At 38.6% G+C, this 26,012-nt stretch carries 23 protein-coding genes and 1 other RNA gene; 23 read left to right on the top strand and 1 reads right to left on the bottom strand.

The genetic code is table 11. From position 1 onward, the window contains the following. Positions 1–110: 110 nt before the first annotated feature. A complete protein-coding gene (locus ACOZBY_RS14380) occupies positions 111–467 on the bottom strand; it encodes a hypothetical protein (RefSeq protein ID WP_012293749.1) in 357 nt (118 codons plus the stop codon). Positions 468–1,012: 545 nt separating this feature from the next. Here ACOZBY_RS14380 and ACOZBY_RS14375 point away from each other — a divergent pair. From ACOZBY_RS14375 to ACOZBY_RS14265, 23 genes are all read left to right on the top strand, one after another. Continuing rightward, complete coding sequence (locus ACOZBY_RS14375; protein ID WP_036170245.1) at positions 1,013–1,480, top strand: GNAT family N-acetyltransferase; 468 nt, start codon at positions 1,013–1,015, stop codon at positions 1,478–1,480. Positions 1,481–1,521: 41 nt separating this feature from the next. Then, positions 1,522–2,046: a phage tail protein gene (locus ACOZBY_RS14370; RefSeq protein ID WP_012293751.1), complete on the top strand. Its 525-nt coding sequence runs from the start codon at positions 1,522–1,524 to the stop codon at positions 2,044–2,046. Between the two features lie 24 nt (positions 2,047–2,070). Then, the gene (locus tag ACOZBY_RS14365) at positions 2,071–2,565 is read left to right on the top strand and encodes a phage tail protein (RefSeq protein WP_031419402.1); all 495 of its coding nucleotides are present in this window, start codon (positions 2,071–2,073) and stop codon (positions 2,563–2,565) included. Positions 2,566–2,584: 19 nt separating this feature from the next. Then, on the top strand, positions 2,585–3,121 hold the full coding sequence (locus ACOZBY_RS14360) for a phage tail protein (protein WP_012293753.1): 537 nt from the start codon (positions 2,585–2,587) through the stop codon (positions 3,119–3,121). A gap of 24 nt (positions 3,122–3,145) precedes the next feature. After that, entirely contained in the window at positions 3,146–6,787 is a 3,642-nt protein-coding gene (locus ACOZBY_RS14355) for an S-layer homology domain-containing protein (RefSeq protein WP_422762498.1), read from the top strand. Between the two features lie 285 nt (positions 6,788–7,072). Continuing rightward, positions 7,073–8,323, top strand: coding sequence for a ribonuclease H-like domain-containing protein (locus ACOZBY_RS14350; RefSeq protein WP_422762497.1), 1,251 nt, complete (start codon positions 7,073–7,075; stop codon positions 8,321–8,323). A gap of 120 nt (positions 8,324–8,443) precedes the next feature. After that, positions 8,444–8,740: a cell division regulator GpsB gene (gene gpsB / locus ACOZBY_RS14345; RefSeq protein WP_031419413.1), complete on the top strand. Its 297-nt coding sequence runs from the start codon at positions 8,444–8,446 to the stop codon at positions 8,738–8,740. A 60-nt stretch (positions 8,741–8,800) separates the two neighbouring features. Then, positions 8,801–9,180: RNase P RNA component class B (gene rnpB, locus ACOZBY_RS14340), an RNA gene on the top strand. A gap of 492 nt (positions 9,181–9,672) precedes the next feature. After that, entirely contained in the window at positions 9,673–11,418 is a 1,746-nt protein-coding gene (locus ACOZBY_RS14335; RefSeq protein WP_012293757.1) for a putative bifunctional diguanylate cyclase/phosphodiesterase, read from the top strand. A 3-nt stretch (positions 11,419–11,421) separates the two neighbouring features. Then, positions 11,422–12,558 (top strand): THUMP domain-containing class I SAM-dependent RNA methyltransferase, encoded by a 1,137-nt coding sequence (locus tag ACOZBY_RS14330; protein WP_012293758.1) that lies wholly within the window; start codon positions 11,422–11,424, stop codon positions 12,556–12,558. A gap of 85 nt (positions 12,559–12,643) precedes the next feature. Next, the gene (locus ACOZBY_RS14325) at positions 12,644–14,551 is read left to right on the top strand and encodes an ATP-dependent DNA helicase (RefSeq protein ID WP_012293759.1); all 1,908 of its coding nucleotides are present in this window, start codon (positions 12,644–12,646) and stop codon (positions 14,549–14,551) included. A gap of 281 nt (positions 14,552–14,832) precedes the next feature. Next, positions 14,833–16,239, top strand: coding sequence for a sensor histidine kinase (locus ACOZBY_RS14320; protein ID WP_230584368.1), 1,407 nt, complete (start codon positions 14,833–14,835; stop codon positions 16,237–16,239). Continuing rightward, complete coding sequence (locus ACOZBY_RS14315) at positions 16,232–16,810, top strand: ANTAR domain-containing response regulator (protein WP_031419416.1); 579 nt, start codon at positions 16,232–16,234, stop codon at positions 16,808–16,810. Before ACOZBY_RS14320 ends, ACOZBY_RS14315 begins: the two co-directional genes overlap by 8 nt. Positions 16,811–16,895: 85 nt before the next feature. Further along, entirely contained in the window at positions 16,896–18,137 is a 1,242-nt protein-coding gene (gene eutH / locus ACOZBY_RS14310) for an ethanolamine utilization protein EutH (protein ID WP_012293762.1), read from the top strand. A gap of 26 nt (positions 18,138–18,163) precedes the next feature. After that, positions 18,164–18,505 (top strand): ethanolamine utilization microcompartment protein EutS, encoded by a 342-nt coding sequence (gene eutS / locus ACOZBY_RS14305; protein WP_012293763.1) that lies wholly within the window; start codon positions 18,164–18,166, stop codon positions 18,503–18,505. 10 nt (positions 18,506–18,515) lie between these two features. After that, complete coding sequence (locus ACOZBY_RS14300) at positions 18,516–19,016, top strand: EutP/PduV family microcompartment system protein (RefSeq protein WP_012293764.1); 501 nt, start codon at positions 18,516–18,518, stop codon at positions 19,014–19,016. Between the two features lie 17 nt (positions 19,017–19,033). Then, positions 19,034–20,458, top strand: a complete 1,425-nt coding sequence (locus ACOZBY_RS14295; RefSeq protein ID WP_012293765.1) for an ethanolamine ammonia-lyase reactivating factor EutA — start codon at positions 19,034–19,036, stop codon at positions 20,456–20,458. 5 nt (positions 20,459–20,463) lie between these two features. Beyond that, a complete protein-coding gene (locus tag ACOZBY_RS14290) occupies positions 20,464–21,834 on the top strand; it encodes an ethanolamine ammonia-lyase subunit EutB (RefSeq protein WP_012293766.1) in 1,371 nt (456 codons plus the stop codon). 9 nt (positions 21,835–21,843) lie between these two features. Next, positions 21,844–22,857: an ethanolamine ammonia-lyase subunit EutC gene (eutC, locus tag ACOZBY_RS14285; protein ID WP_036215424.1), complete on the top strand. Its 1,014-nt coding sequence runs from the start codon at positions 21,844–21,846 to the stop codon at positions 22,855–22,857. Between the two features lie 11 nt (positions 22,858–22,868). Beyond that, the gene (gene eutL / locus ACOZBY_RS14280) at positions 22,869–23,519 is read left to right on the top strand and encodes an ethanolamine utilization microcompartment protein EutL (RefSeq protein WP_012293768.1); all 651 of its coding nucleotides are present in this window, start codon (positions 22,869–22,871) and stop codon (positions 23,517–23,519) included. Between the two features lie 15 nt (positions 23,520–23,534). Continuing rightward, on the top strand, positions 23,535–25,025 hold the full coding sequence (locus ACOZBY_RS14275) for an aldehyde dehydrogenase family protein (protein ID WP_012293769.1): 1,491 nt from the start codon (positions 23,535–23,537) through the stop codon (positions 25,023–25,025). A 16-nt stretch (positions 25,026–25,041) separates the two neighbouring features. Beyond that, positions 25,042–25,320: a BMC domain-containing protein gene (locus tag ACOZBY_RS14270; RefSeq protein ID WP_008176438.1), complete on the top strand. Its 279-nt coding sequence runs from the start codon at positions 25,042–25,044 to the stop codon at positions 25,318–25,320. Positions 25,321–25,410: 90 nt separating this feature from the next. Continuing rightward, positions 25,411–26,001 carry a phosphate propanoyltransferase gene (locus ACOZBY_RS14265; protein WP_031419421.1) on the top strand — a complete coding sequence of 197 codons (591 nt, stop codon included), beginning with the start codon at positions 25,411–25,413 and terminating at the stop codon, positions 25,999–26,001. The last annotated feature ends 11 nt before the right edge of the window (positions 26,002–26,012 follow it).

Below are 26,012 nucleotides of genomic sequence, written 5' to 3'. Positions count from 1 at the left end.
CTTTTTCCTCTACGTTTATTGGCAATGCAAGAGGTATATTAATAAATTTGTGAAGACAATACTGTTCTGATTCGAGTGCTGAACATTTGGTGTAGTAGAATAGTCAAAAATTAGTCGATAGAAATTTTGTGTTTCTCATGAAGTAGTATTGTACCATTTACTTTAACGACGATATTTAAACTGAGTAATCCACCTATTTTTACTTTTACTGTTGATACTGTTCCATTAGTTTCTGTAATTTCACCTTTCAATTTTACAAAGGGATAAACTTGTTTGAACATACTGTCTCTACTCTTTTTATCTACTACTTCATTATTAATATAAAGAACCTCTTCCGTCACAGCATTTACAATGCGAATAATATGCCCCTTATATTCTAACTGCCATACTTTAAATACTTCTTTTTCTAAATCCTCTGTTGTGTTTTTCCATTCTTTTTTTAGTTCTTCACGAAAATTTTTAAACAATGCGTTTCCTCCAAGAAAAGTTATTAATGATTACATAAATATTTTTACTTCATTTCAAAGTAAGTGGTGGCATTCATCTAACGCACCTTTTATATGTAATTTCATTTTATAGAAAATACTTGCAATAGTACAAGCGAATTAGATAAAAGTGTTAGTTTTCTAGAAATAAAATTATTTAAATGGTCAACCAACAAGGATGCCGTAACTTTATGGAGAATGGACTTTTTAAATAATAATTCAATGTATGATTACACAATAATTAGAATTAAAAAGGAGTTAAGGCTAAATAAACTTTATTCAAACATGTTCGTGTTGATTAATTCGGGGCTTTGTCTCGTTTGTGTGACTTACACCAACAATTAGAAAAGTAAGGTAAAGAAAATTTTAAATATACAAATATTTGTTGAATGTTAACTTTAAGTAATATATAAATAAATAGGAATATATGGTTTTTAACTAGGAGGACAATTATTCTCTCCTAGTTAATCTGAAATGGGACATAATTTTATAGGTTTAATGACTATTTGATGAAATGGTGGTGGAATATGGTACAGACTCGAAATGTTGTATCTCAAGATGATGCGTTTCTTTACGAGTTATATATTTCTACACGAAAGAACGAGTTTTCGATGCTTGCCCTAGATGAACAACAATTACACGCGCTTTTACTAATTCAATACGAAGCGCAAAAGAGATTTTATCAACAAAATTTTCCGCAAGCAAAGCATGAAATTATTTTTCATGAAGGTTTGGAAATTGGTAGGATGATGACTGAATGTAAAAGTGGGAATATTCATTTAATTGATATTTCTTTATTGCCTGATTTTAGAGGTAAGGGCTATGGAACCAAGTTATTAAAGCAATTACAAAACAGTGCGGCTAGTCAGAATTTGTCTGTTACACTCCATGTATGGCATGGAAATCCTGCAAGGCGCCTATATGAAAGATGCGGATTTTACGTTACCGAAGACATTTCTCCGTATATTGCCATGAGGTTTGAGTCACTCGGTTAAAAGACTGAATTTTCAATTTATTCGAAAGGAGGTGAGAGTCAATGAGTGAGTCTTATTTAGGAGAGATTCGTATGTTTGCAGGAAACTTTGCTCCTCAGGGATGGGCTTTATGCAATGGACAACTTCTTAGTATTTCAGAAAATGAGGCACTTTTTGCTTTACTTGGAACAACATATGGAGGGGATGGTCAAACTACTTTTAAGTTGCCAGATTTAATGGGACGTGTTCCTATTCATGTTAGTCCACAGTACGGTATAGGTGTTGCTGGTGGTACAGAATTGATTACGTTAACTGCCAATCAACTGCCAAATCATACACATACTGTTCAAGCGGCTACAGCTGTTGGGAATACCTCAACACCGACTAATAAGCTGTGGGCAACGACAAGTGGATATTCTAATTACTCAAATGATAAAGATGGAGCTGGCAATCCGTTAACGCCAGTTACAATGAACGCTAATGCTAGCTCGGTTGTTGGTGGCAATCAGTCACATGACAACATGATGCCAACAGTAGCAATTTCTTTCATTATTTCGTTATATGGAGTATTTCCTACCCAGCCATAAACATATGTACAAAGGAGGATGAAAATGGCAGAACCATATTTAGGTGAAGTTCGATTATTTGCGATGAATTATGCGCCAAGATACTGGTTATCTTGTGAAGGGCAATTGCTTCCTATTAATCAGTATCAAGCTTTATACGCGCTGTTAGGAACGGTTTATGGAGGGGATGGGGTAAAAACATTTGCCTTACCAGATTTGCGAGGACGTGTCCCAATCCATGTAGGTCCTTCATTACCTTTAGGAACAAAGGCGGGTGAAGTGACACATTCTTTAACAGTTAATGAAATACCTCAACATACTCATCAAGTGTACGGCTCATCAAACCTTGCAAGTGTACCCTCCCCTAAAGGAAATGTATGGGCACAAAAGGATAACTTATATGCAGATGGTCCGACTGTAACGATGAATTCAGCTGCATTATCTTCTGCTGGAGGAGGACAGGCCCATAATAATATGCAGCCTTATTTAGCCGTACATTTTTGTATCGCTACTCAAGGTATTTTTCCAACAAGAAATTAAGTAAAAGGAGTTGGTATGAATGGCAGATGCGTATATCGGTGAAATCCGAATTTTTTCAGGAAACTTTGCGCCAAAGGGGTGGGCGTTATGTAACGGTCAATTGATGAACATTCAGCAAAATACAGCACTTTATTCTATATTAGGTGTTCAGTATGGTGGCGATGGGAAGACAACCTTTGCATTACCGAATTTAATGGCGTCAGCACCTATGAATCAAGGATCAGGAATGGGATTAACACCGCGAAAAGTTGGTGAAGCGGTAGGAACACAAACAGTGACGCTTTTGGAGTCCCAAATACCTGCTCACTCTCATACTCCAGTAGCTATACAAAGTGTTGGAACATCAGGTAATCCGATTGGTTTATTTTGGGCAGAGGGAGTAGGGGCCGGGAGACCACCCAAACAACCACATTTGTATGATACCAATTTGGATGTTCAAATGAACACGCAAGCTTTAGGTTTGACAGGTGGGAGTCAGCCACATAATAATATGCAGCCCTTCTTGGTGATGAATTATATTATTTGCTTACAGGGTGAGTTTCCATCTAGAGGGTAACAGGAAATTTAAAGGGGTGGAACTATGAATCGATCGCAGGCTTTCAAAAATGGCAGGAATGGGATTAAAATGGTCCGTAAAAAAATGAGATTTTATGTCCGTATTTTAATAGTCTTAATTTTAATGATGGCATCGATTGGCTATATCCCTGCCATAGAGGTAGAGGCTGCTGTGAATGGAACTGCTGATGGTACATATGATTTCGGTGGATCTGTCAGTGGTGATAACAGTGCGGGTGCAGGATTTTCAACCTTTTCGGATAAGTTTATAATAAGCAACGGTTTTGTAGTTGATCCAGCAACATCACAATTGTATACACAAAATTATACACCTAAGGCTCAGGAAACTCTGATTATTAAAGCAGAGGGAGGGAATATATGTAAAACATTCACGTTTAAAGACTTAGGGATAAGTATTGTTCCAGATCTTCCTAAACTCACATTTAGTAAGCTTTCCTTAGTTGTAAAAGATTCGAATGGAGCTACGTTAGGCTCTCACTCAATTGCTAATAAGGAGATTTCTGGGAATGGAATGATCTATCAATTAAGTACTCTCTTAAATAATGGTAATGAATTTGATTACAATGGTGCTGAATCCTTAGAAATTACGTGGCAATTTGATTTCCCTACTAATGATCCAAATACAGAGCCATCAAACTTAAACTTTGATAATATAACAATTGCCAATGTGAGCGACAGTTTTTCTGATACTCAAACTCCTACAATATCAAACAAAACAATTACATCTTCAAATGTCAGTACAACAGGTGTAACGCTTGGGTGGGAAAAGGCAACAGACGATGTGACACTACAGGGCGATTTAGAGTATCGAGTCTATCAATCTAGCAGTAATAATATGGATACTGTTAGTGATATCGAAGTAAACGGTTTAGCATTAGGAACTGGATTTTCAAAAGATTTAGAAGTATTTAATGTGACGGGGTTATTACCAAGTACGACATATTATTTTAATGTCATTGTAAAAGATGCTGCAGGCAATAAAAGTGCTTATACAATGAAGTCAGTGACGACCTCTATTCCTGCTAATGCTCCAACTGTAACTACAAATACTATCCCATCTAATGTGACAACAACAGGAGCAACGGTTGGTGGGTATGTTACAGCTGATGGTGGAGCGATAGTTACAGAAAGAGGAATTGTCTATGCAACGACTGCCAATCCGACGACCATTAATAGTAAAATAACGATAACAGGGACAACAGGTACTTTTACTGCTGACCTAAGTGGGTTAAATCCAAATACGACGTACCATTACAGAGCATATGCGACAAACTCTGTAGGTACAAGCTATGGAAGTGATCAAACCTTTACAACAGGGTCATTAAGCAATAATGCAGACTTAAGCAACTTAACCCTTTCAACAGGAACGTTAAGTCCAGCCTTTGCTTCAGGTACGACAGATTACACTGCAAATGTAGCTAGTAATGTAGGAAATATTCAGGTTACACCGACATTAGCTGATAGTTATGCAACGCTAACGCTGAATGGGGCAGCTGTCACAAGTGGAATTGGTAAGGATATTGCCTTAAATGTCGGATTAAACACCATTACTATTATTGTAACTGCACAAAATCAAACAACAAAAATTTATACGATTACAGTTACTAGAGCAGCACCAACATATACAATTGATACAATCAGTAATCAAATGTTCCCAGCACTAACAGCTGGATACACAAGCGGCACTCAAGAAACAAAAACGTTAACAATCGCAAATACAGGAACAGGTAGTTTAGCGAATGTATCGGTAGCGATCAGTGGTGCTAATGCGGATGATTTTGATATTACGCAACCATCAGCGACGAGCTTACCAAGTGCGGGTAATACAATATTTACCGTGAGGGCAAAGGATGGCTTGGCGGTAGGAACCTATACAGCAACGGTAACGGTAAGCGCGACAAACCTAACACCAGTGACGTTTACAGTTACGCAAGAAGTCCAAGCAAATTCAGTAACAGCTCCAGATGTGCCAACGAATGTATTGGCAACGCCAGGTGATAGTTATGTAAGGGTAAGCTTTGATGTCCCGACCAATAATGGAGGTAGTACGATTACTGGATATACAGTTAAAGTGTATGTAGGCGGAGTGGAGCAGCCGATGTTAGCGAAAATAGGGACGTTAAGTCCAATCATAGTAACGGGATTAACCAACGGGACAGCCTATACATTTAAAGTGTTAGCAACTAACATTGCTGGAAATAGTGGAGAATCTATGGCATCAAATGTGGTGACACCAGTAGCTCCTACTGCCCCAGGTCAGCCAACCATACCGGTGCCAACACCAAGCTCACCAACAACATCAACGAAAATTCAAGTTGGTCTAGAAATAGATGGTGATAACCCACTGGAAAAAACTACGATTGAGATTGAACGCACAAAACATGCCAATGGTGAAATTACAGATTTCGTAGCTTTAACTGAATCGAGTGCCAAGGCAGCCATTGAAAAAGCGAAGCAAATTGACAATAACATTGTTCGTATTGTTCTCCCTGATGTTAATGATGAAATAGATAAAGTAACAGTAGAAGTTCCAAAGCAATCTCTACAATTACTACGTGAAAACGGATTATCGCTGGAAATTGCTACAGAGAATGGACTTGTTACAATTCCACATAGCTCAATGAAGGGGATAGAAGATAATTTCTATTTCCGCTTAGTACCAGTTAAAAAGAATAGTGAGCGTCAAGCCATTGAAGAACGTGCCCGTGTAGAGCGCGTAGTACATGAAGCTCTTGAAAGCAATAATGTGCATGTAGTGGCGCGTCCAATGACCATTGAGACTAATATGCCAAATCGTCCTGTGCACGTAACTTTGCCATTAAAAGGCGTGAAAATCCCTGTAAATATAGTAGAGCGTAAGGCGTTTCTTAAGCAATTAGCTATGTTTATTGAACACTCTGATGGAGAGAAAAAAGTGGTTCTTCCTGAAGTTGTAACAATGGTGAAGGGGGAGCTAGGTCTTCGTTTTACCGTTGAGAAGTTCAGTACGTTTACCATCATTCAGGTGAATAGGACAAAACCACCTTTAGAAGTAAATAAACATGAAGCCTATATTAATGGATTCCTTGATGGTACATTTGGTCCTGAAAAAAATGTAACGCGGGGGCAAGTGGCAACGATGATTGCCCGTATACTAGGCTATACAGATGGTACAGTGGACACAACACCATTATTCCGGGATATTCCAAGTGATTATTATGCAGCGGGTCCCATTGCCTTTATCAAAGAGCGGGGCATTATGAATGGGGATATCTATGGTAATTTCCGTGCAAGTGATAACATTACACGTGCGGAAATGGCAACTGTAGTGGCAAACTTTAAGCAACTTCACATTGAAGAGAATCAAAATATTACATTCAAGGATACAAAAGGTCATTGGGCACAGTGGATTATAGAAGCGATACGTACAGCAGGTATCATCAATGGTCAATCAGACGGTAGTTTTGCGCCAAACGAACCTGTAACCCGTGCTCAAGCAATAGTGATGATGAATCGCATGTTAGAGCGTGGTCCACTACAAGGTGTAACATCACCAAGTTTCCAGGATGTTAAAGAAACACACTGGGCGTTTGAAGAAATTGAAGAAGCGGCCAAAACTCATACGTATGTTATCGATCAAGATGGTAATGAAAAACTTTCAAAATAACAAATAGCAAAAGCAGACTAGGGAGAGAGAGCCTTGGTCTGTTTTTTTGTATATGAAAAATTGCACGGACAAACTGGAACTCGTCATCACCCTTAATTTCAGATAGAAGAGAGAAACTATTGGTAAGACATTATAATAATTACTGCACAGCGTATTGAATTTGTTCAGATGCCATTAAAGAAATATTAAGTAAGAATTTCCTGTGAAGAAAATTTTGAATGAGTCAAGCAATCGTGGTAATCTTGCAGAGAGTCTTATATTATAAGCAGAAAATGAGTGAACTACATGTCTTACGAGAATAAAATACTACAAATGAAAAAAATGCTTAGTAAAAAACCAGCGGTAGCTCAACAAAAGGTAGAGGAACCAGCTTTTCAGAAACCAGTCAAACCAAGCTATACCAAGCGATGGGAAGAGGCTGGGCTTAAGGTTGTGGAAAATGACTTTGGTATTGTATTTAAGCGCCATGTACAGTATCCATTTTCTTTTCAGCATGGTCATTATCGGCTACAGTCATTTTTTGATGCTTTGAAAAAATGGCAGGATGCTTCATTTGATCATCCATATGCACTGGACTTACATGAGCCTGTATTATTTTTTGATACGGAAACGACAGGCTTAAAAGGTGTGGGCACACATATTTTTTTACTTGGTTTTTTAGAGGTAGACGAAGAATGTTTTAGTTTGACACAATATATTCTAGCAGACCCTGCACATGAGGCGGCATTTTTGTTTGAATCGAAACTGTGGCAAAAATCTGCAACAGTCATCACATATAATGGTAAAAGTTTTGATTGGCCGCAGCTTGAAACTCGCTGGACACTGCATCAAAAAACATTACCAAAATTACGATCACAACGACAAATTGATTTATTGCATAGTTCGAAGCGTTTATGGAAAAATGATATGGAGCGCTTAAAATTAAAATCTGTGGAGGAAGAGAAGCTTGGTTTCTCTCGGAAGGGAGATATTCCTGGTCATCTTGCGCCAATTATTTATTTAGATGCTGTGAAAAGTGGCGGACCAGATGCTCTTATGAAGGTTTTGCTTCACAATGAGTGGGATTTACTGTCGCTTATCACGCTTTATAGTCACTCCACTCAGCTCTTGTTTGAAGAGGGGCATGAAGAATCTGCAAAAACCTTTACCAACATTGGGAAATGGTATGGTGATTTAAAAGAAAGCACACAAAGTGTTAAGGTGTTAGAAAGGGTGACTACGCAATTTGATGCGCTGGAAGCGGGTAATGCGCACTATTATTTAGCACTACAGCACAAAAAGAGTAAACGCTACAGTGAAGCTATAGATGCGTTTGTAGCCTCTCTCCATTTTGTTGAAGCAAGAACAAAGTTGCATGTCCTTGAGCAGCTAGCCATACTTTATGAGCACAAAATGAAAGATTATAAGCAGGCCCTTTATTATACGCAACAAGGCATACATCTCATTCAAAGGAATGAGCAATGGAGAGCAGAACAAAAACAAAAATGGGTAATTTCTTGGGAAAAGAGGTTGCTCAGATTAGGAAATAAGAAATAATTTCCCAGGTAATCGCATAAAACGACAAGTTTAGCTTACAATTGGAGTTTTCAGACGATATAATGTGATGAAGTATGCTATAATGTATTCGTGTATGTAGTGTGAGGAAGGGCGATGTGAATGGACATTAAATTAACGTCAAAAATGATCCTTGAAAAGGAATTTAAAAAGAACTTTAAAGGCTATAATGTGGAAGAAGTAGATTCATTCCTTGATGAAATAATTCAAGACTATGAAACGTTTGAAAAAGTGATGGCCCAACTACGTGAAGAAAATAGACAGTTAAAAGAAGAAATTGATAGTACACCAAAGAGACAACCGGTTGCTTCTGCAGCAGCTGGTACAACAAATTTTGATATTTTAAAACGTCTTTCAAATTTAGAAAAACATGTATTTGGTAGCAAGCTATACGAATAATTTTAGTCAATTATATTGTATTTAACATAAAACTCTAGTATAATCTTTCGTATCATCATGAAATTCTGGTAATCGCTGCGGCGCTAGACGTCGTAGAGGAAAGTCCATGCTCACACGGTACTGAGATGTCCGTAGTGTTCGTGCTTACTGAAAAAATAAGGTAAGGCAGCTGTTAAAGCTGACGGCGGAAGGAAAACCTAAGTTCTTGGATATGGTTGACACTTCCTGAAAGTGCCACAGTGACGAAGCTTGCTTGGAAACTTGCAAGGTGGAACGAGGTAAACCCCACGAGTGAGAAACCCAAATTATGGTAGGGGCACTCTCTAGAAGGAATTGAACGGATAGAGGGACAGAGCTAGCTCTGTAGATAGATGATTACTACCTGGTTGTACGAGGCGCAAGCTGTTTGAGTACTCAGGAACAAAACATGGCTTATGGAATTTTTTTGATGCTTATTTATGAAATAACAAGCGCTCTCCAACTCGGTGGAGAGCTTTTCTTTTGAGTTTATGAGGAAAAAGTAACCTAGTTAATCAAGTCTTGGTATGCGCGATACGTTTGAGAATGGCTACTTGCTAGCCTAGCCTCTATCGCTACCGCTTCTAAGTCACAATATCTGAAAACGGTGATTGCATCAATGTGTATTTATCTTGATTCAGCAAAAGTTTTGGTACCTAGCAAAATGTTAGATACACTTGACTCTACTCTATAGTAGCGAGAGTTTGCACATTTTCTTTTCCATTCAGGTGGTGATAGGACGACTGCTGAATCAAGTTCAAACCTCTAAGGATGTCACAGGTTTTTAAGACGAGTTTACGAGTTACTCGAAAAACTGTACACCATCTTTTTGGGGTGTCATTGATTTACATACGAGTTGGCCTGGCGTAAGTGCCCTTTAAAGGGGAGTATAGAGAGATAGGATGGGGCGGAACATGAACGGAGTAAATAATTGGGAAGGTATGGATAAATTGAAGTTGATTTCTCAATATCCTACTGCCTTAATACTTAAAATCTTCGAAAATGTATCTGAAGGTATCATGATTACTGATGAATACAAAAAAATAGTGATGGTTAATCCTGCCTTTGAATTTGTCACGGGTTATAAACGTGATGATGTGGTTGGAAAAACACCTGCCGTTTTACAATCAGGTGTACATGAATTACCGTTCTATTTAGAAATGTGGGAACAGATACGACAAGAAGGAATTTGGCAAGGAGAAATATGGAATCGTCGTAAAACTGGAGACGTATATCCTGAATGGTTAACAATTGTTTGTGTAACCAACGATGAGGGGAAGGTTACAAATTATTGTGGTATTTTCACAGATTTGTCTGAAAGAAAAATAGTAGAAAACGAATTAGAAAAACGTTTACTGACTGATTCCTTAACAGAAGTATCTAATCGTTTTGCTTATATCGAGAGAATGGATAATCTTTTAGAATCAACTTCTGCTATTTCTCATTCAGTACAGCATGCGGTCTATTTTTTAGATTTGGATAGATTTAAGCAAATTAATGATACATTGGGTCATGCTGTTGGAGATTCAATTTTAATAGAAGTTGCCAAACGACTAAAACAGTTACTGAAAAACAAAGATATTATTGCAAGATATGGCGGAGATGAATTCGTCATTACATTAACGAATGTAAAAAATGTAAAAGAAGCTGCAAAATTTGCTGAACAAATAATAAGTAATATAGAAAAGCCAATGATGATAAACGGTCAGGAAGTTTTTATTTCTACAAGTATTGGCGTTAGTGTCTATCCAGTAGATGGAAGAAATACAGAAGAACTGATTAATTGTGCTGATAGAGCCATGACTTACTCTAAGAAGAATGGATTGAACGGCTATTCTTTTTATTTTGATGAGCTGCAAACAGATGCACAGCGTGTCTTATTGCTAGATTCAGAGTTAAGAAGAGCCATTGATAATCGTGAGTTTGAACTGCATTTCCAACCGAAAATTTGTATGGACAATGAACAAATTCAGGGGTTAGAGGCATTGGTCCGCTGGAATAATGAAAGACTTGGCTTTGTCTCACCTGGAGAGTTTATTCCTTATGCAGAGGAAACAGGGTTAATAATACCTTTAAGTGAAGTCATTCTGGAAAAGGCGTGCGAGGCAGTTATTCAAATGCAAAAATATGGGTGGAAAATACCAGTGGCCATTAACATATCAAGCATTCACTTTAAACAGCATAATTTTTTAGATTCGATACAAACAATATTAGAACGCTATAATATGCCAGCAAACAATTTTGAAATAGAAGTGACGGAACGAACAGTGATGAATAGTGCTAACGAAACTGTTAGTAAGTTAGTTCGTTTGAAACAATTAGGCTTTAAAATCTCCATAGATGATTTTGGGACAGGTTATTCGTCCTTGAGCTATTTAGTGCGCTTTCCACTCGATTGTTTAAAAATTGATCGAAGCTTTATTCAACATATTGGCTCGCTCGATGAAAAACAGGCAGTTGTAGATGCTATTATTCAAATGTCCCATCGCCTAAAAATGAAAGTTGTGGCAGAAGGTGTAGAACAGGCACAACAAGTGGATATACTACGTAAAATGAACTGTGATATTATTCAGGGCTATTATTACAGCAAACCATTACCATTAAACGACCTCATGGAGTTTATGGAATATTGGGAAATTGAGCATCAAGGAAGGAAATAATCTATGGCAAATTATCAATTAGTAGCAACTTCAGCAATGGGTTTAGAGGCAATTGTAGCCCAAGAAGTAAAAGCACTTGGTTATGAAACAACTGTTGACAATGGTAAAGTATATTTTCAGGGTGATGAAACAGCGATTGCGCGTGCTAATCTGTGGCTACGAGTAGCCGATCGTGTCAAAATTGTCGTTGGACAATTCCCTGCAAAATCATTTGAACAATTATTTGAAAGTGTAAAAGCTTTACCTTGGGAAAAATATTTACCTGTGGATGCTGCCTTTCCTGTTTCAGGGAAATCGGTTAAATCGAAATTATTTAGTGTGCCGGATTGCCAAGCTATTACTAAAAAAGCGATTGTTGAACGAATGAAGCAGCATTATAAGCGACTTGGCTTTTTAGATGAATCAGGTGCCACTTACAAAATTGAGGTTTCGATTTTAAAAGATGTGGCGACACTAACGATTGATACATCAGGCGCTGGTCTTCATAAACGTGGCTATCGTCAAGCACAAGGAGAGGCGCCGTTAAAAGAAACATTAGCGGCTGCACTTATACAAATTTCAAAGTGGAATCCAAATCGTCCGTTTGTTGATCCATTCTGTGGTTCGGGGACAATTGCTTTAGAGGCAGCCATGTTTGGACAAAATATAGCACCAGGCTATAATCGTGAGTTTATTTCTGAAGACTGGCCATGGATGAAAGCGCAAATCTGGGATGCAGTCCGAGATGAGGCAGAAAGTTTGGCCAATTATGACCAACCGTTAGAAATAGTAGGTTCTGATATTGACCATCGCATGGTAAGCATTGCACAAGAAAATGCTACAGAAGCAGGATTTGGAGAGCTGATTACATTTAAGCAAATGCAAGCACGTGATTTCACGACTCAGTTAACAGATGGTGTCATGATCGGTAACCCACCATACGGAGAACGTATTGGTGATGTGGACGTTGTAGAACAGGTTATCCGTGATTTAGGAAAAGTTATGAAAAACTATCCAACCTGGTCTGTATATATGCTATCCTCCATGAAAAATTTTGAAGAATTATATGGACGCCAAGCGACGAAAAAACGGAAATTATTTAATGGGTTTATCGAAACAAATTATTATCAGTTCTGGGGACAAAAGTCTAAAAGAGATTAACGAATAGTAACGGAAGATAAGATTTTTTCTTATCTTCCGTTTCGTCGCGTATAATAGCACCAGATAGTAAGAGGGGGAACATCAATTGCGTAAATCTTTACCATTTGCATTATCAAAGGACCGATCATTTTTCGATTCACTAGGTGACTGGATGGGTGACGTCCTTTATGATGAATTGCCTGAAAAAGGCTTTGAATGTCGTGATGAGCAAATCTTTATGGCTTATCAAATAGAACAGGCGCTAAAAGAAAAAAACGTACTCTTTGCAGAAGCGGGTGTTGGAACTGGGAAAACAATAGCCTATTTACTTCCGGCTATTTCTTATGCACGCTATACAGGGAAACCGGCACTTATTGCATGTGCTGATGAAACATTAATCGATCAGCTCGTTAAAGAGGGCGGAGACATCTATAAGCTACAAAAAACGCTTGGTCTTGAAATTGATGTTCGCTTAGCCAAATCACGGGACCAATATTTATGCTTAAAACGCTTTGAGGAAGCTGAAAAAGTTGAATCAGATGAATGGATCGATGATATTTCGTTCTCCATTCCGGATGGTGTGTATGCCCAAGGTTCCATGATTGCTATTCATCCATATGGAGAACGTAGTAATTATCCAACTGTCAGTGATGAGGATTGGCAAAAAGTTAATTACAACTCGATTATGCAATGTTCTGTTTGTGATCTCCGTAATCGTTGTGGGCAAACTTTGCATCGTTCCCATTACCGCAAATCAACGGATCTAGTTATTTGTTCCCAAGACTTTTTAATGGAACATTTAGCTACCAAGGAATCTCGTGAGCGTGAAGGACAGCTTGCCTTACTGCCAGAAGTATCTATGATGGTTTTAGATGAAGGACATCTGTTAGAATACGCTGCGCAAAAGGCTATGACTTATAAAGTACAGGCAACAACAATTGTCCAACTTTTAGAGCGATTAATGGTGGATGGTGTACGAGAACGGACATTGTATGCCATGGAAAAATTACAAGATGATCACGAGCTATTTTTTGATCAACTTCGTGATGATATCGTTGCTTCTGATGAGGATCGTAAACGTATCAATAAATCCAAAACATTGCTTGCTTATGGCAAACAATTAATAAATGATGTGGAAGTATTGATGGAGGAATTTGTTTTTGAATCTGAAATGTATATGATTCCTGAATATGAGTTAAATATGGCAGAAGAATATTTAGAACAATATGAGGCTTCTTTACGTATTTTCATAGCACAAGGAGATGCAGTGGATTGGCTTGAGGAAACAGACGGTGAGGAAACGTTGGTGATAATGCCTCGATTGATAACAGAAGTTTTAGCAGAAAAACTATTCTCTAAAAAGCTTCCAATCGTTTTTTCGTCTGCCACTTTATCCGTCAATAAAGACTTTTCTTATATCGCGTATAGTTTAGGTATTCGAGAGTCCCAATCATTTTCAGTCCCTTCGCCATTTGATTATGAGGAAGTAATGAAAATCTATTTACATGAGCTTCATCAACACGATAAAACCGCACGTGTACAGCAATTACTGCGAGATGGTGAGCAAACATTAATTCTATTTAAATCCAAGCAAGCCATGTTAAAATTTAAAGCAGAATTGCCATTAATGGAGCGTATGCATGTCGCATTCGAAGGTGATCGAGAGCTATCAGCCATTGTTCGAGATTTCCAGCAGGGAACCGTTAAAACATTATGCTCATATCATTTATGGGAAGGCTTAGATTTACCTGAAGAAGCATTAACACGTGTTATTATTTATGATTTACCGTTTCCTCCAAAGGATCCGTTATTTGATGCGAAGCGCACGTTTGCTGAAAATCCATTTGAAGAAGTGGAGTTACCGTTTATGCAATTACGCTTGCAGCAAGGAATGGGTCGTTTAATTAGGACGTCAAACGATCATGGTGATATTCATATTTTGTTGAATGAGGAAGAACAAAAACAACGCGCAGCCTTTGAAAATATATTAGCTGTTGCACCTGAAATAAAGTAGAAAAAAGAGAGTTTGCTGAATCAGCAAGCTCTCTTTTTTGATATATTAAAATAATTATTTTTCTGTTGCTGTATAATGTAATAATAAAAAACTGTTGAATATTTCTCTTTTAAGCTATATAGTTCTTTGTAATGCAACGAATTTTGATGAAAGAAAATATTTTTTGTATTGAAAATAATTTCACAAAAGGTTTATAATAATGACAAGAATTTTTAAGAATAGTCAAACTGATTGTTGATTATTCAGTGATAGGGGGCTTTAACCTGTCGAACATTCAATCATTGTGTAGAAACTATACCAATCTATCGGCAACGGATATTGACAAGTTAATAGAAATAGAAGCGACGCTAAAGTATTATGCAGAGCTTACTGATTGTTATATGTTCATAGATTGTATGATGGATAATTTATCACATGCAATTGTCGTGGCAGAAGCGTTCCCTAAAAAGGAAAAAGGTTTATATGAAAAATCGGTAATTGGAAAATTTGTTTTTGAAAGTTTTGAACCAGCTGTATTCACTGCGTTTAAGCAAAAAGAAAAATCATCGATTTCCAGAGCCGTTACACAAGAAGGCATTACAGTCGAACAAAATGTGATTCCGATCTTCAATGAACAACAGCGAGTAATTGCTGTATTGATTCAGGAAAAGATGGTGAAGATGCAAACGACACCAAAAGATGACTTTCAAAATATGCCTTTTGCATTAATTGAACATATTGTAGAACCTAATTCTCAACCGATACCAGTTGTTTCTGATTTACTTGTAGAGTCAATTATTCTTACCAATCACGAGAACAAAGTAATCTACAGTAATCCCGCTGGCTATCATTTTATTTCGGAACTTTCGGGATTAGAAAACTTTGACAATGTTGCATTGGATAAAATCTTACCGTTTTTACAGGAGGTCTATGATAAAGGCGATGATGTCTTTTTCCTAGAAATTACAATTGAACGTAAATCCTTTATCGTGAAGAAAATTCCAATTCGCAGTCATAGTGACAAGGTCACACTTCTCATTATTCATGATCTAACAGAGTTAAAGCTGAAAGAAAATGAACTTATGATGAAAACATTTGCGATACGAGAAATTCACCACCGTGTGAAAAATAATCTTCAAACAGTGACAAGTCTGTTGCGTTTGCAAATGCGCAATGAATTGTCTGCTGTCAATGCAAGTGCTTTTCAAGAGGCGTTAAATCGAATATATAGCATTTCATCTGTATATGAGCTTATTTTAGAAAATGAGGATAACGCTGAAGAAAAAGTAGACGTTATTGCATTGGCTAAAAAAATTGGACATAAAATGATTGGCACGTCCAATACAGCAACTATTCAACTAGCATTTCATCACGATCATTTGCAATTATTTTGCCATTCGAAAAAGGCAGTATCCCTTGCACTCATTATTTGTGAGCTACTACAAAATGCATTAAAGTATGCTTTTGTTGGTCGCGATGAAGGAGCCATTGATATTCATTTCATGCAGGAGGCTTCAAGTATTTCACTTCATATTTCTGACAACGGCGTTGGAATGCAAGAGGTGAAGGCATCATTTGGCATGGAAATTATCACAAGGCTTGTGGAATATGATTTAGCTGGCTCATTTTCAATTATCCCTAGTGAAGAAGGTACACATACTCAAATTCAGTTTCCTGTAAGTGAGGAGGTATTTATCGTAAATGACTAGGAAAGTTATGATTGTCGAAGATGAATCATTGATTGCGATTGATTTGAAGTTTATGCTAGAGGATAATGGTTACGAAGTCGTAGCTCAAGCTAATAATGGAGAGACCGCCATTGAGCTAGCCTTTTTGCATAAACCACAATTAATTTTAATGGATATTAAAATGCCTAAACTAGATGGTTTAAAGGCAAGTAAGATTATTGAACAACAGCTTGGCATACCTGTTCTCTTCATCTCGGCATATAGTGAAAAAGAATTATTACTATACATGAAGCAGGATAATATATTAGGATATGTTATGAAACCGTTTTCCGAAAAGAATGTGTTGCCTGTGTTAGAGGTTGCTTTTCATCAAATTGATAAGTTCAATCGTCTCAATGGGGAGATTTTACATAAGCAAACACAATTGGATAAGCGAAAAATCATTGAACGAGCTAAAGGATTGCTGATGCAGGCTGAAAATATAAGCGAGGACGAGGCTTATCGCAAAATTCGCAATGAAAGCATGCAAACACAACAAGAAATGGTGCATATTGCGGAGCAAATTATTATAAACTTACAAGTCAATAGTTGAAGCAAAGGCGCTTTAAAGAGATTTCTTCTTTAAAGTGCCTTTTTTTATATAAAAATTTATTAATCATAAAGGGGTGATGAGTAAGATGGCAATGATAGGAACGATTATCGTTTATATTATTATGATTTGTGCTGTTTTAGGGGCAATCGGAGCAATTCGAGATGCTGAGTATGGAATTGGTAAAGAATTTATGAATGGTATCCATACAGTTGGTCATATTTTCGTCCCAGCAGCAGGGATCATGGCAGCTATACCTTACTTAACATGGTTTATTAGTCATTTTATTAGTCCGATTTTTGAGTTAATTGGTGCAGATCCTGCGATTGCAGCGACCACTATTTTAGCTTCGGACATGGGTGGCTACCAATTAGCCAATGCGTTAAAAGAGTCTTATGAGGGATGGGTAATGGCTCTAGTCGTTGGATTTATGTCAGGTGCTACTATTGTATTCTCGATTCCAATGGGTCTTGCGATGTTAGATAAACGTGACCATAAATATATGGCGCTTGGTATTATGGCTGGCGTATTAACAATTCCGATTGGTGCATTTATTTCATCGATTATGATTGTACTATTTAACACAGAAGTGCGTGAAGTGATTAGTACAACAGAGGCGCCTACATATGTATTTGCCATTTCTGTTTTACAAATTTTAATCAATTTACTGCCTTTGTTCATCTTTGTTGTGTTAATTGCGTTAGGCTTAAAGCTTATTCCAAACGGCATGATTGCAGGCTTCATGCTATTCGGCCGTGTGATGGATGCAGGAATCAAATTGGTATTGGTGTTCTCGATTGTTGAAATTTTTACAGGTATTTTTACAAAAATATTTGGTGCATGGGGCTTCGATCCGATTATGGCTGATGAGATCGATCAATTCCGAGCATTAGAAACGGCTGGTTATATAGGTATTATGCTAGCTGGTGCATTCCCAATGGTTTATTTAATTCGAAAATATGCTTCGAAACCACTTGAAGCGGCTGGTAAAAAATTAGGACTATCATCTGTTGGTAGTGCGGGAATTTTAGCAACAATTGCTAATATCTTGGCGATGTTCACGCTTGTTCGTCATATGCCACCAAAAGATAAAGTGATTAATATTGCATTTGGTGTTTGTTCAGCATTTTTATTAGGCGATCACTTATCATTCACAGCTAATTTCCAGCCAACTATTATTTTACCTGTTATTGCTGGTAAGTTTTTAGCGGGTGTGATTGCGATTATTTTAGCGTATAAGCTTTCTGTACCGACGGCATTAAGGCTAGAAATAGAAGATCGCAAGGCTGGCATTATAAAAGAAGGCGAATATTTAGATCAAAAATCTTAATGGATTAAAAAGTGAGGTGATGATGTGTGAGTGAAGAAAAGAAACGATTTATTCAGGAGTTTGTGCCGGGTAAACAGCTAACATTGAGTCACCTTATTGCGAACCCTGACCCAGAGATGTTTCAAAAGCTGGGTATTCAAGAATCGGGTGCGCTAGGTATTATGACGTGTACTCCAAGTGAAACGGTCATCATCGCAGGGGATTTAGCGACCAAGGCTGCGAATGTAAAATTAGGATTTTTAGACCGTTTTACAGGCAGTCTTGTTATTGTCGGTAGTGTATCAGAGGTGGAAATGGCGATGTTAGAAATTAATCGTTTTTTATCCGAAGTATTAGGCTATACACCATCAAGAATAACAAAATCATAGGATGTGTCGTATGAAAAATCGAGTAATGATAATAGGCGGTGTGCAAGCAGGAAAGTCAACATTGATGAATACTTTGTTGGGCAGAGAAAGCAGTGCTAATAAAACACAAGCACTCGTTTATGAAGACTGGATTGTCGATACACCTGGTGAATATATTGAAAATCCCATGTATTACAGAAACATTATGGCCACTTCGTTGGAAGTAACACATGTCATTTATTTGCAGGATGCCACATCTTCAAGAAGTGTGTTTCCTCCGCAATTTAGTCTAGGGATTCCGAAAATACAAATCGGTGTCATTACAAAAATTGATGCACCTGATGCAGATGTTGAAAGAGCTACAGGTTTATTAAAAAATGTGATGACACAGGGCCCTATCGTGAAAACTTCTTCGTGGAAAAAGCTTGGCGTTGAATGGATTGCTCCACTTATTCAGCTTCATACAAACGAAGAAATTCAACAATTCGTGAAGGATTGCGATAGTCCATATCTCATGTATTGCTCACAGTAGCGAGAGGGTGGTGTAGGGTGAAGACTGAAAAAATTTATAGTGCTGGTATTGATATTGGGACAAGCACGACAAAAATGGTAGTTAGTAGCTTTTTGTTAAAGAATGTGGCTGGCGTAACCCATGTGCCAAGGATTGAAATTATTGAGAAGACGGTGTTACATCAAAGTCCCATCATCAAGACACCTTTTATCAATAAAGACATCATCGATATGAAAAAAATTGAAGAATTCATTTTTCAGCAGTATCAATTGGCTCAAATCGCACCAACTGATATTTCAACAGGCGCCATTATTATTACTGGTGAATCTGCCACGAAGGAAAATGCAAGAGAGGTTGTCCATACCATTGCAGACGGCGCTGGTCATTTTTTAGTTGCTACTGCGGGTCCTGATTTAGAGGGCATTATTGCGGCTAAAGGGTCAGGTACATTACAGCAATCTAAAAATTCTTCTAAAGTGATCGCCAATATTGATATTGGTGGAGGAACTGCCAATATTGCTGTTATGCAATTTGGAGAGGTCATTGGTACATGTACCTTACATGTTGGTGGTAGATTGATTGAATTTAACAATGGGAGGATTCAATCAATTTCTCCGCCACTCATGGAACTAATGAAAAAATGGACTAATCCATTATCCGTAGGTGATGCGGCAGAAGATCCTCGAGTAACGCTATGTATAGAAGAAATGGTCGCCACACTTGCTTTAATCTTGCAGGGGCAATTTACGGATGACAGGCATCCATTATTACTTGGGCACTTGCCAAACTGGCATAAACCAGTAGATGCCATCGTCTTTTCTGGAGGGGTAGCCTCCTGTATTTATGAAAATGAATGTACACTTCGTCAATATGATGATATTGGTGAGCGATTAGCGAAAATGCTAGTACAGCACGAGCAACTGCAATCATTTTTATGGCTACAACCTAAAGAAACAGCTCGTGCGACAGTCACTGGGGCAGGGACACAAACTACTGAAATTAGTGGGGCAACCATCCAGGTGGATGCCGAGGTGTTACCGCTTAAAAATGTTCCTGTTTTTAACTGCCATATGGATGCAACAGCAATCGACTTTAATAGTACGGTGAAAACAGCGGTGCAGCGAGCAGATGATTTATTTGCGATACAGGAAAATCGTGCACCATTTGCACTCTATTTTAGTGAATTGCCGTATTTAAGCTTTCAGGATGTACATGCATTGTGTGAGGCTGTATTGCGACACTTGGCAACTAGATGCTCCAAGGACATACCAATTATCATAGTCATTCAATCAGATTATGCAAAGATTATTGGACAAACCATACAAGCAATCAATCCGGCAGTCCCAATTATTTGCATCGATCAAATTAAAGTGGAGACGGGGGATTACATCGACATTGGAGAGGTTCTGCCATCAGGCGTTGTTCCAGTTGTTGTGAAAACTCTTGCCTTCCACTCAAAGTAAGGAGGATGAATGTGAATTTATCGGTGATATTTGGTGGAGAGAAATATAACTTTAAATCATTAAAAGATGTCATGGCTAAGGCCAATGAAGAAAAATCAGGTGATCAGCTAGCGGGAATTGCAGCTGAAACCGTTCAACAGCGTATAGCAGCAAAGGCTGTACTAAGTGAGCTTCTAGTCAAAGATATTCGAGAAAATCCATTAGTGCCGCAAGAAAATGATGAGGTTTCACGCATTATTGAGGGCGACATTAATGAGCAAATATATGGAGAAATCAAAAACTGGAGCATTGAGCAGCTACGCGAGTACATTTTGTCGAATGATACTGGTGATCGCGAGCTAAAGCGTTTAAGCAAAGGGATGAATTCTGAAGTGATTGCGGCTGTCACGAAGCTAATGTCAAATCTAGATTTGGTTCATGCAGCCAATAAAGTAGAGATTTTATCCACATGTAATATTACTATCGGTCAAAAAGGTACGCTGTCTTCACGACTACAGCCAAATCATCCCACAGACAATATAGACGGTATTATTGCTTCCCTAAAGGAAGGTTTGTCCTATGGTATTGGTGATGCTGTCATTGGCATTAATCCTGTGGATGATTCAGTTGAAAGTGTCAAAAAGGTATTAACTGCCACAAAAGAATTTATTAATGATTGGTCAATTCCTACGCAGAATTGTGTATTAGCCCATATTACGACACAGATGAAGGCCATTAAACAGGGCGCACCCGCTGATATGATTTTCCAAAGTATTGCTGGCACTGAAATTGCCAACCGTTCTTTTGGGATTTCAGCAGATTTAATACGAGAAGCAGAAGAGCTCATTAAAAAGCAGGGGACGGGTACGGGTCCGAACCTATTCTACTTTGAAACAGGGCAAGGCTCGGAACTATCAGCAGAAGCTCATATGGGCATCGACCAAGTAACACTTGAATCTCGCAATTATGGATTTGCTAGACATTTCAATCCTTATATCGTGAACACGGTAGTTGGTTTTATCGGCCCTGAGTATTTATATAACAATAAACAAGTAATACGTGCAGGTCTTGAGGATCACTTCATGGGCAAAATGCATGGTATCCCTATGGGGGTAGATATTTGTTATACCAACCATATTAAGGCAGATCAAAATGATGTGGAAGATTTAAGTGTGTTACTGACAGCGGCTGGCGTTAATTTTATTATTGCGGCGCCAATGGGTGATGATGTCATGCTCAATTATCAATCAATGAGCTTCCATGATGTAGCTACATTACTACAAACATTTGGAAAAAAACCAGCACCAGAATATTTAGCGTGGCTTGAGAAAATGGGCATTTATGAAAATGGTCGACTTTCAGCTAGGGCTGGCGATTTATCCATTTTTGAAAGGTAGGTGAGTCGAGTGAATGATCAATTAGTCTCTATGATTACACAACTTGTCATGGAAAAGATGGAGAAAACTACGGAGGGGCAAGCTTCTGAGGTAACCACAACACCAACAGAGCCGCTTATTAAGTTCTATGATACAACAGCTACTAGTGGAGCTACAGAAATAGCAGAACCTATGTCTACGTCTACAAAAAGTGAACCATTAATTCAACTGTATCAGCACGGAACGCCTCAGCAGGCACATATAGCTCCTGTAGCTTTTGAACAACCGTTAAATGTAGCTGTCCCGATTAAGCCTTTTCAGTTTGAGGCTGACACATTAACAGAAAGTATACAGGCGGCTAAAAAACATACACCAGCTCGGATTGGCGTAGGTAGAGCGGGAACAAGACCAAAAACAAAAACATGGTTAAAGTTCCGTCTCGATCATGCGGCTGCAGTGGACGCTGTGTATGGTGAAGTGACAGAAGACCTTTTACAAAAACTTGATGTCTTTCAAGTGACAACGAAAGTAACAGATAAAGAGGAATACATTACAAGACCGGACTTAGGTCGTCGTTTATCAGATGAAGCCAAGTCATTAATTCAACAAAAGTGCAAGCAACAGCCGAAAGTACAGGTCATTATTTCCAATGGCTTAAGTGCGAGTGCGATTGAGGAAAATGTACAAGATGTTTATTTAGCGCTTCAGCAAAGTCTTAGCAATTTAAATATTGATTTAGGCACAACCTTCTATATTGATAAAGGCCGAGTGGCTCTCATGGATGAAATCGGGGAGTTGTTACAGGCAGAGGTTATTGTTTATTTAATTGGTGAGCGACCTGGACTAGTATCGGCTGAATCGATGAGTGCTTATTTATGCTATAAACCTAGAATCGGCACAGTAGAAGCAGAGCGCATGGTCATCTCTAATATCCATAAAGGCGGCATCCCTCCATTAGAGGCGGGTGCGTACCTTGGAACCATCGTACAAAAAATCTTGCATTATCAGGCAAGTGGGGTAGAGCTTGTCGCAAAAGAAGGTTAGGAGGCTGTAATATGAATCCTCAAAAAATAATGGCCCAAATTTTAGCGATGCAAACTATTCCTAGAGTCAACAGTGAATTAGCAGAGCAGCTAGATTTGAAGCCGCATCATCATAGTATTGGGCTCGTGACCCTCACAATTGATGATGTAGGATATGTTGCACTAGATGAAGCAACAAAGAAGGCAGATGTTGAAGTTGTCTATGCGAAAAGTTTCTATGCGGGGGCGGCACATGCATCTGGTCCCTTGTCAGGGGAGGTCATTGGTATTATTGCTGGGACCTCGCCTGATGAAATCCGTAGTGCTCTAGATGCCATTCAGCAAAAAATAGAGTTTGACACGTACTTTGAAGCTATTAATAACAATGACAACCATGCCTTATTTGCCCATACCGTGGCAAGCTGTGGGACGTATCTTGCTGAGCTGGCAGATGTAAAGGTGGGCACACCCCTTGCGTATTTAATCGCACCGCCATTGGAGGCTGTTGTTGGTTTAGACGCAGCATTAAAGGCAGCAGATGTAGAGCTAAAGGTTTTCTTTGGCCCTCCCTCGGAAACCAATTTTGGTGGCGCTTTATTAAGTGGCAGCCAATCATCCTGCGAGGCTGCGGCACAAGCTTTTAGAGAAGCCATCGAAAATTTAGCAAGAAACCCAGTGATTTAGAAAGGAGGCGGCTTTATGGCCACATTAGACAAAGACTTATTAGCTATTCAAGAAATGAGAGATGCCGTTAGACATGCTAATACAGCACAAGCTGCCTATATGCAATTTTCACAGCAACAAGTAGACAGCATCGTGAAAGCTGTTGCGGATGCTGCCTTTAAGGAAGCTGATCGCTTAGCAAAAATGGCTGTGCAAGAAACAGGGATGGGTATCCCTAATCATAAAAAAATGAAAAATGAAGTTGCTTCACGAGATGTCTATGAAGATATTAAAGAATTAAAAACGGTCGGTATCGTAGGCTATGATCGAATGAAAAAAGTGGCGGAAATTGCAAGTCCTTTTGGGGTCATTGCAGGAATTGTGCCAACGACGAATCCAACATCTACCGCCATTTTTAAAACATTAATTTCTTTAAAAACAAGGAATGCCCTAGTGCTAAGTCCTCACCCATATGCTGTGAAGTGTACAAAAGAGGCGTTAGACGTTTGCCGAGTAGCTGCAGAACAAGCAGGTGCACCAGAAGGTTTACTGCAATGTTTAACAATGTCTTCAATGGAGGCAACACAGCAGCTAATGAAGCATCCTGATATTCATTTGATTTTAGCAACAGGTGGCGGCGCATTAGTGAAGGCGGCGTATAGCTCAGGAAAGCCTGCTTATGGGGTAGGACCAGGAAATGTCCCAGCCTACATCGAAAAATCAGCAAATATTCAAAAGTCTGTACGTCAATTGGTGCACAGTAAATCGTTTGATAATGGGACAATTTGTGCTACTGAGCAGGCTATTATTGTAGATAAAGCCATTGCAGACCAGGTACAAACAGAATTAAAGAAAAACGGTGCTTATCTATTAAATGCTGAAGAAAAAGCTAAAATGGAGAAATTAATTTCACCAGTTCCTGGAAAGGTGAATCCACAAATCGTCGGCAAATCAGCATCCTGCTTAGCAGATTCTGTTGGCATCACTGTCCCAGATGAAACCAAAGTACTTGTTGGCTTGGAAACGATGATTGGTAAAAATATTCCGTTTTCTCTGGAAAAGTTATCACCTATTTTTGCTCTCTATATTGTCGAAAACAGTACAGAAGCTAAGCAAGTGATGATTGACCTTTTAAATATTGGCGGACGCGGACATACATGCTCGATTCATACTGAAAATGCAGCTTTAGCAGAGCAATTCTCCGTTGAATTACCAGTATCTCGTATTGTAGTAAATACACTATCCTCAATTGGGGCAGTAGGTGGCACAACTGGATTAGCACCATCCTTTACATTAGGCTGTGGTACATTTGGCGGCAATATCACGTCGGATAACATTACTGCAAGACATCTTTTAAACATTAAACGTATGGCTTATGGCATTAAAGATGTAGAGGTGCCAAAGCCAGAGTTTGAAGTGCAGTCTGTTGTTGAGTCGGTTGTATCACAAGAGCCTTCTTTAGACACAACAATGGTTCAACAAATCGTTGATCAAGTATTAAAACAAATCACATTACAAAATAAATAATTTGGAGGAATGACAAATGAGTACAGCATTAGGAATGGTAGAAACAAAAGGTTTAGTAGGAGCAATTGAAGCAGGAGATGCAATGGTAAAAGCGGCAAGCGTTAATTTAGTAGGTAAAGTACATGTTGGTGGCGGTATCGTAACAGTTCTTGTTCGTGGAGATGTAGGTGCCGTAAAAGCAGCAACAGATGCAGGCGCAGCAGCAGCACAACGTGTAGGAGAACTTTTATCTGTTCATGTAATTCCACGTCCACACCATGAATTAGAAATGATTTTACCAAAAGCAGAAGCTTAATAAATCAGCAATGAGAGCTGATCCAACTAAAGGACAGCTCTCATCTTGTCATCAAGAAACAACAATCCATTTAATATAGAGGTGGCTAACGTGACAACAGCGACAAAAACATTTCCAGTGGCCATTTCGGCTCGTCATATCCATCTAAGTGAAGCGGATTTACAAGCGCTTTTTGGTCCACATGCAACGTTAACAAAGGATTTTGACTTATCGCAGCCAGGACAATTTGCTGCAAAGGAGCGTGTCTCCATTGAGGGACCGAAAGGCATTATTCATAATGTCCGAATACTTGGTCCAGTAAGAGCAGCTACTCAAGTGGAAGTCAGTCGAACAGATGCGATGAAACTTGGGGTAACTCCTCCGCTGAGACAGTCAGGAGATATTGACAACTCAGCAGGCATTAAAATTATTAACCAAGATCATGAATTGGCCATCGAGCAAGGGGTCATTATTGCACAAGCACATATTCATATGACTGAGGAAGATGCGAAAGCATTAGAAGTTCAAAACAATGAATTGGTTTCTGTAGAAGTAATCAGTGACCGTCCAGTTACATTTCGCGGTGTAGTGGTACGAGTTTCCAATGATTTTAGTTTGGAAATGCATATAGATACGGATGAAGCAAACGCTGGTTTTATTGAACAACAAGCACAAGGAACAATAGTAAAAGTAACATCGTAAGGAGGAGGCAA

The sequence above is a fragment of the Lysinibacillus sp. NPDC056220 genome, from assembly GCF_049315265.1.
Taxonomy (GTDB): Bacteria; Bacillota; Bacilli; order Bacillales_A; family Planococcaceae; genus Lysinibacillus; species Lysinibacillus pinottii.
The sequence above is the reverse complement of the archived record's forward strand: the minus strand, read 5'-3'. Positions and strand labels throughout refer to the sequence as shown.

Excerpts from the sequence above, each read along its gene's own strand:
- eutH (WP_012293762.1), top strand. The coding sequence starts at position 16,896 with ATGGCAATGATAGGAACGATTATCGTTTATATTATTATGATTTGTGCT.
- ACOZBY_RS14270 (WP_008176438.1), top strand. The coding sequence starts at position 25,042 with ATGAGTACAGCATTAGGAATGGTAGAAACAAAAGGTTTAGTAGGAGCA.
- ACOZBY_RS14370 (WP_012293751.1), top strand. The coding sequence starts at position 1,522 with ATGAGTGAGTCTTATTTAGGAGAGATTCGTATGTTTGCAGGAAACTTT.
- ACOZBY_RS14350 (WP_422762497.1), top strand. The coding sequence starts at position 7,073 with ATGTCTTACGAGAATAAAATACTACAAATGAAAAAAATGCTTAGTAAA.
- ACOZBY_RS14275 (WP_012293769.1), top strand. The coding sequence starts at position 23,535 with ATGGCCACATTAGACAAAGACTTATTAGCTATTCAAGAAATGAGAGAT.
- ACOZBY_RS14290 (WP_012293766.1), top strand. The coding sequence starts at position 20,464 with ATGAATGTGAATTTATCGGTGATATTTGGTGGAGAGAAATATAACTTT.
- ACOZBY_RS14360 (WP_012293753.1), top strand. The coding sequence starts at position 2,585 with ATGGCAGATGCGTATATCGGTGAAATCCGAATTTTTTCAGGAAACTTT.
- ACOZBY_RS14375 (WP_036170245.1), top strand. The coding sequence starts at position 1,013 with ATGGTACAGACTCGAAATGTTGTATCTCAAGATGATGCGTTTCTTTAC.
- ACOZBY_RS14355 (WP_422762498.1), top strand. The coding sequence starts at position 3,146 with ATGAATCGATCGCAGGCTTTCAAAAATGGCAGGAATGGGATTAAAATG.
- ACOZBY_RS14330 (WP_012293758.1), top strand. The coding sequence starts at position 11,422 with ATGGCAAATTATCAATTAGTAGCAACTTCAGCAATGGGTTTAGAGGCA.
- ACOZBY_RS14335 (WP_012293757.1), top strand. The coding sequence starts at position 9,673 with ATGAACGGAGTAAATAATTGGGAAGGTATGGATAAATTGAAGTTGATT.
- gpsB (WP_031419413.1), top strand. The coding sequence starts at position 8,444 with ATGGACATTAAATTAACGTCAAAAATGATCCTTGAAAAGGAATTTAAA.
- eutL (WP_012293768.1), top strand. The coding sequence starts at position 22,869 with ATGAATCCTCAAAAAATAATGGCCCAAATTTTAGCGATGCAAACTATT.
- ACOZBY_RS14315 (WP_031419416.1), top strand. The coding sequence starts at position 16,232 with ATGACTAGGAAAGTTATGATTGTCGAAGATGAATCATTGATTGCGATT.
- ACOZBY_RS14365 (WP_031419402.1), top strand. The coding sequence starts at position 2,071 with ATGGCAGAACCATATTTAGGTGAAGTTCGATTATTTGCGATGAATTAT.
- ACOZBY_RS14300 (WP_012293764.1), top strand. The coding sequence starts at position 18,516 with ATGAAAAATCGAGTAATGATAATAGGCGGTGTGCAAGCAGGAAAGTCA.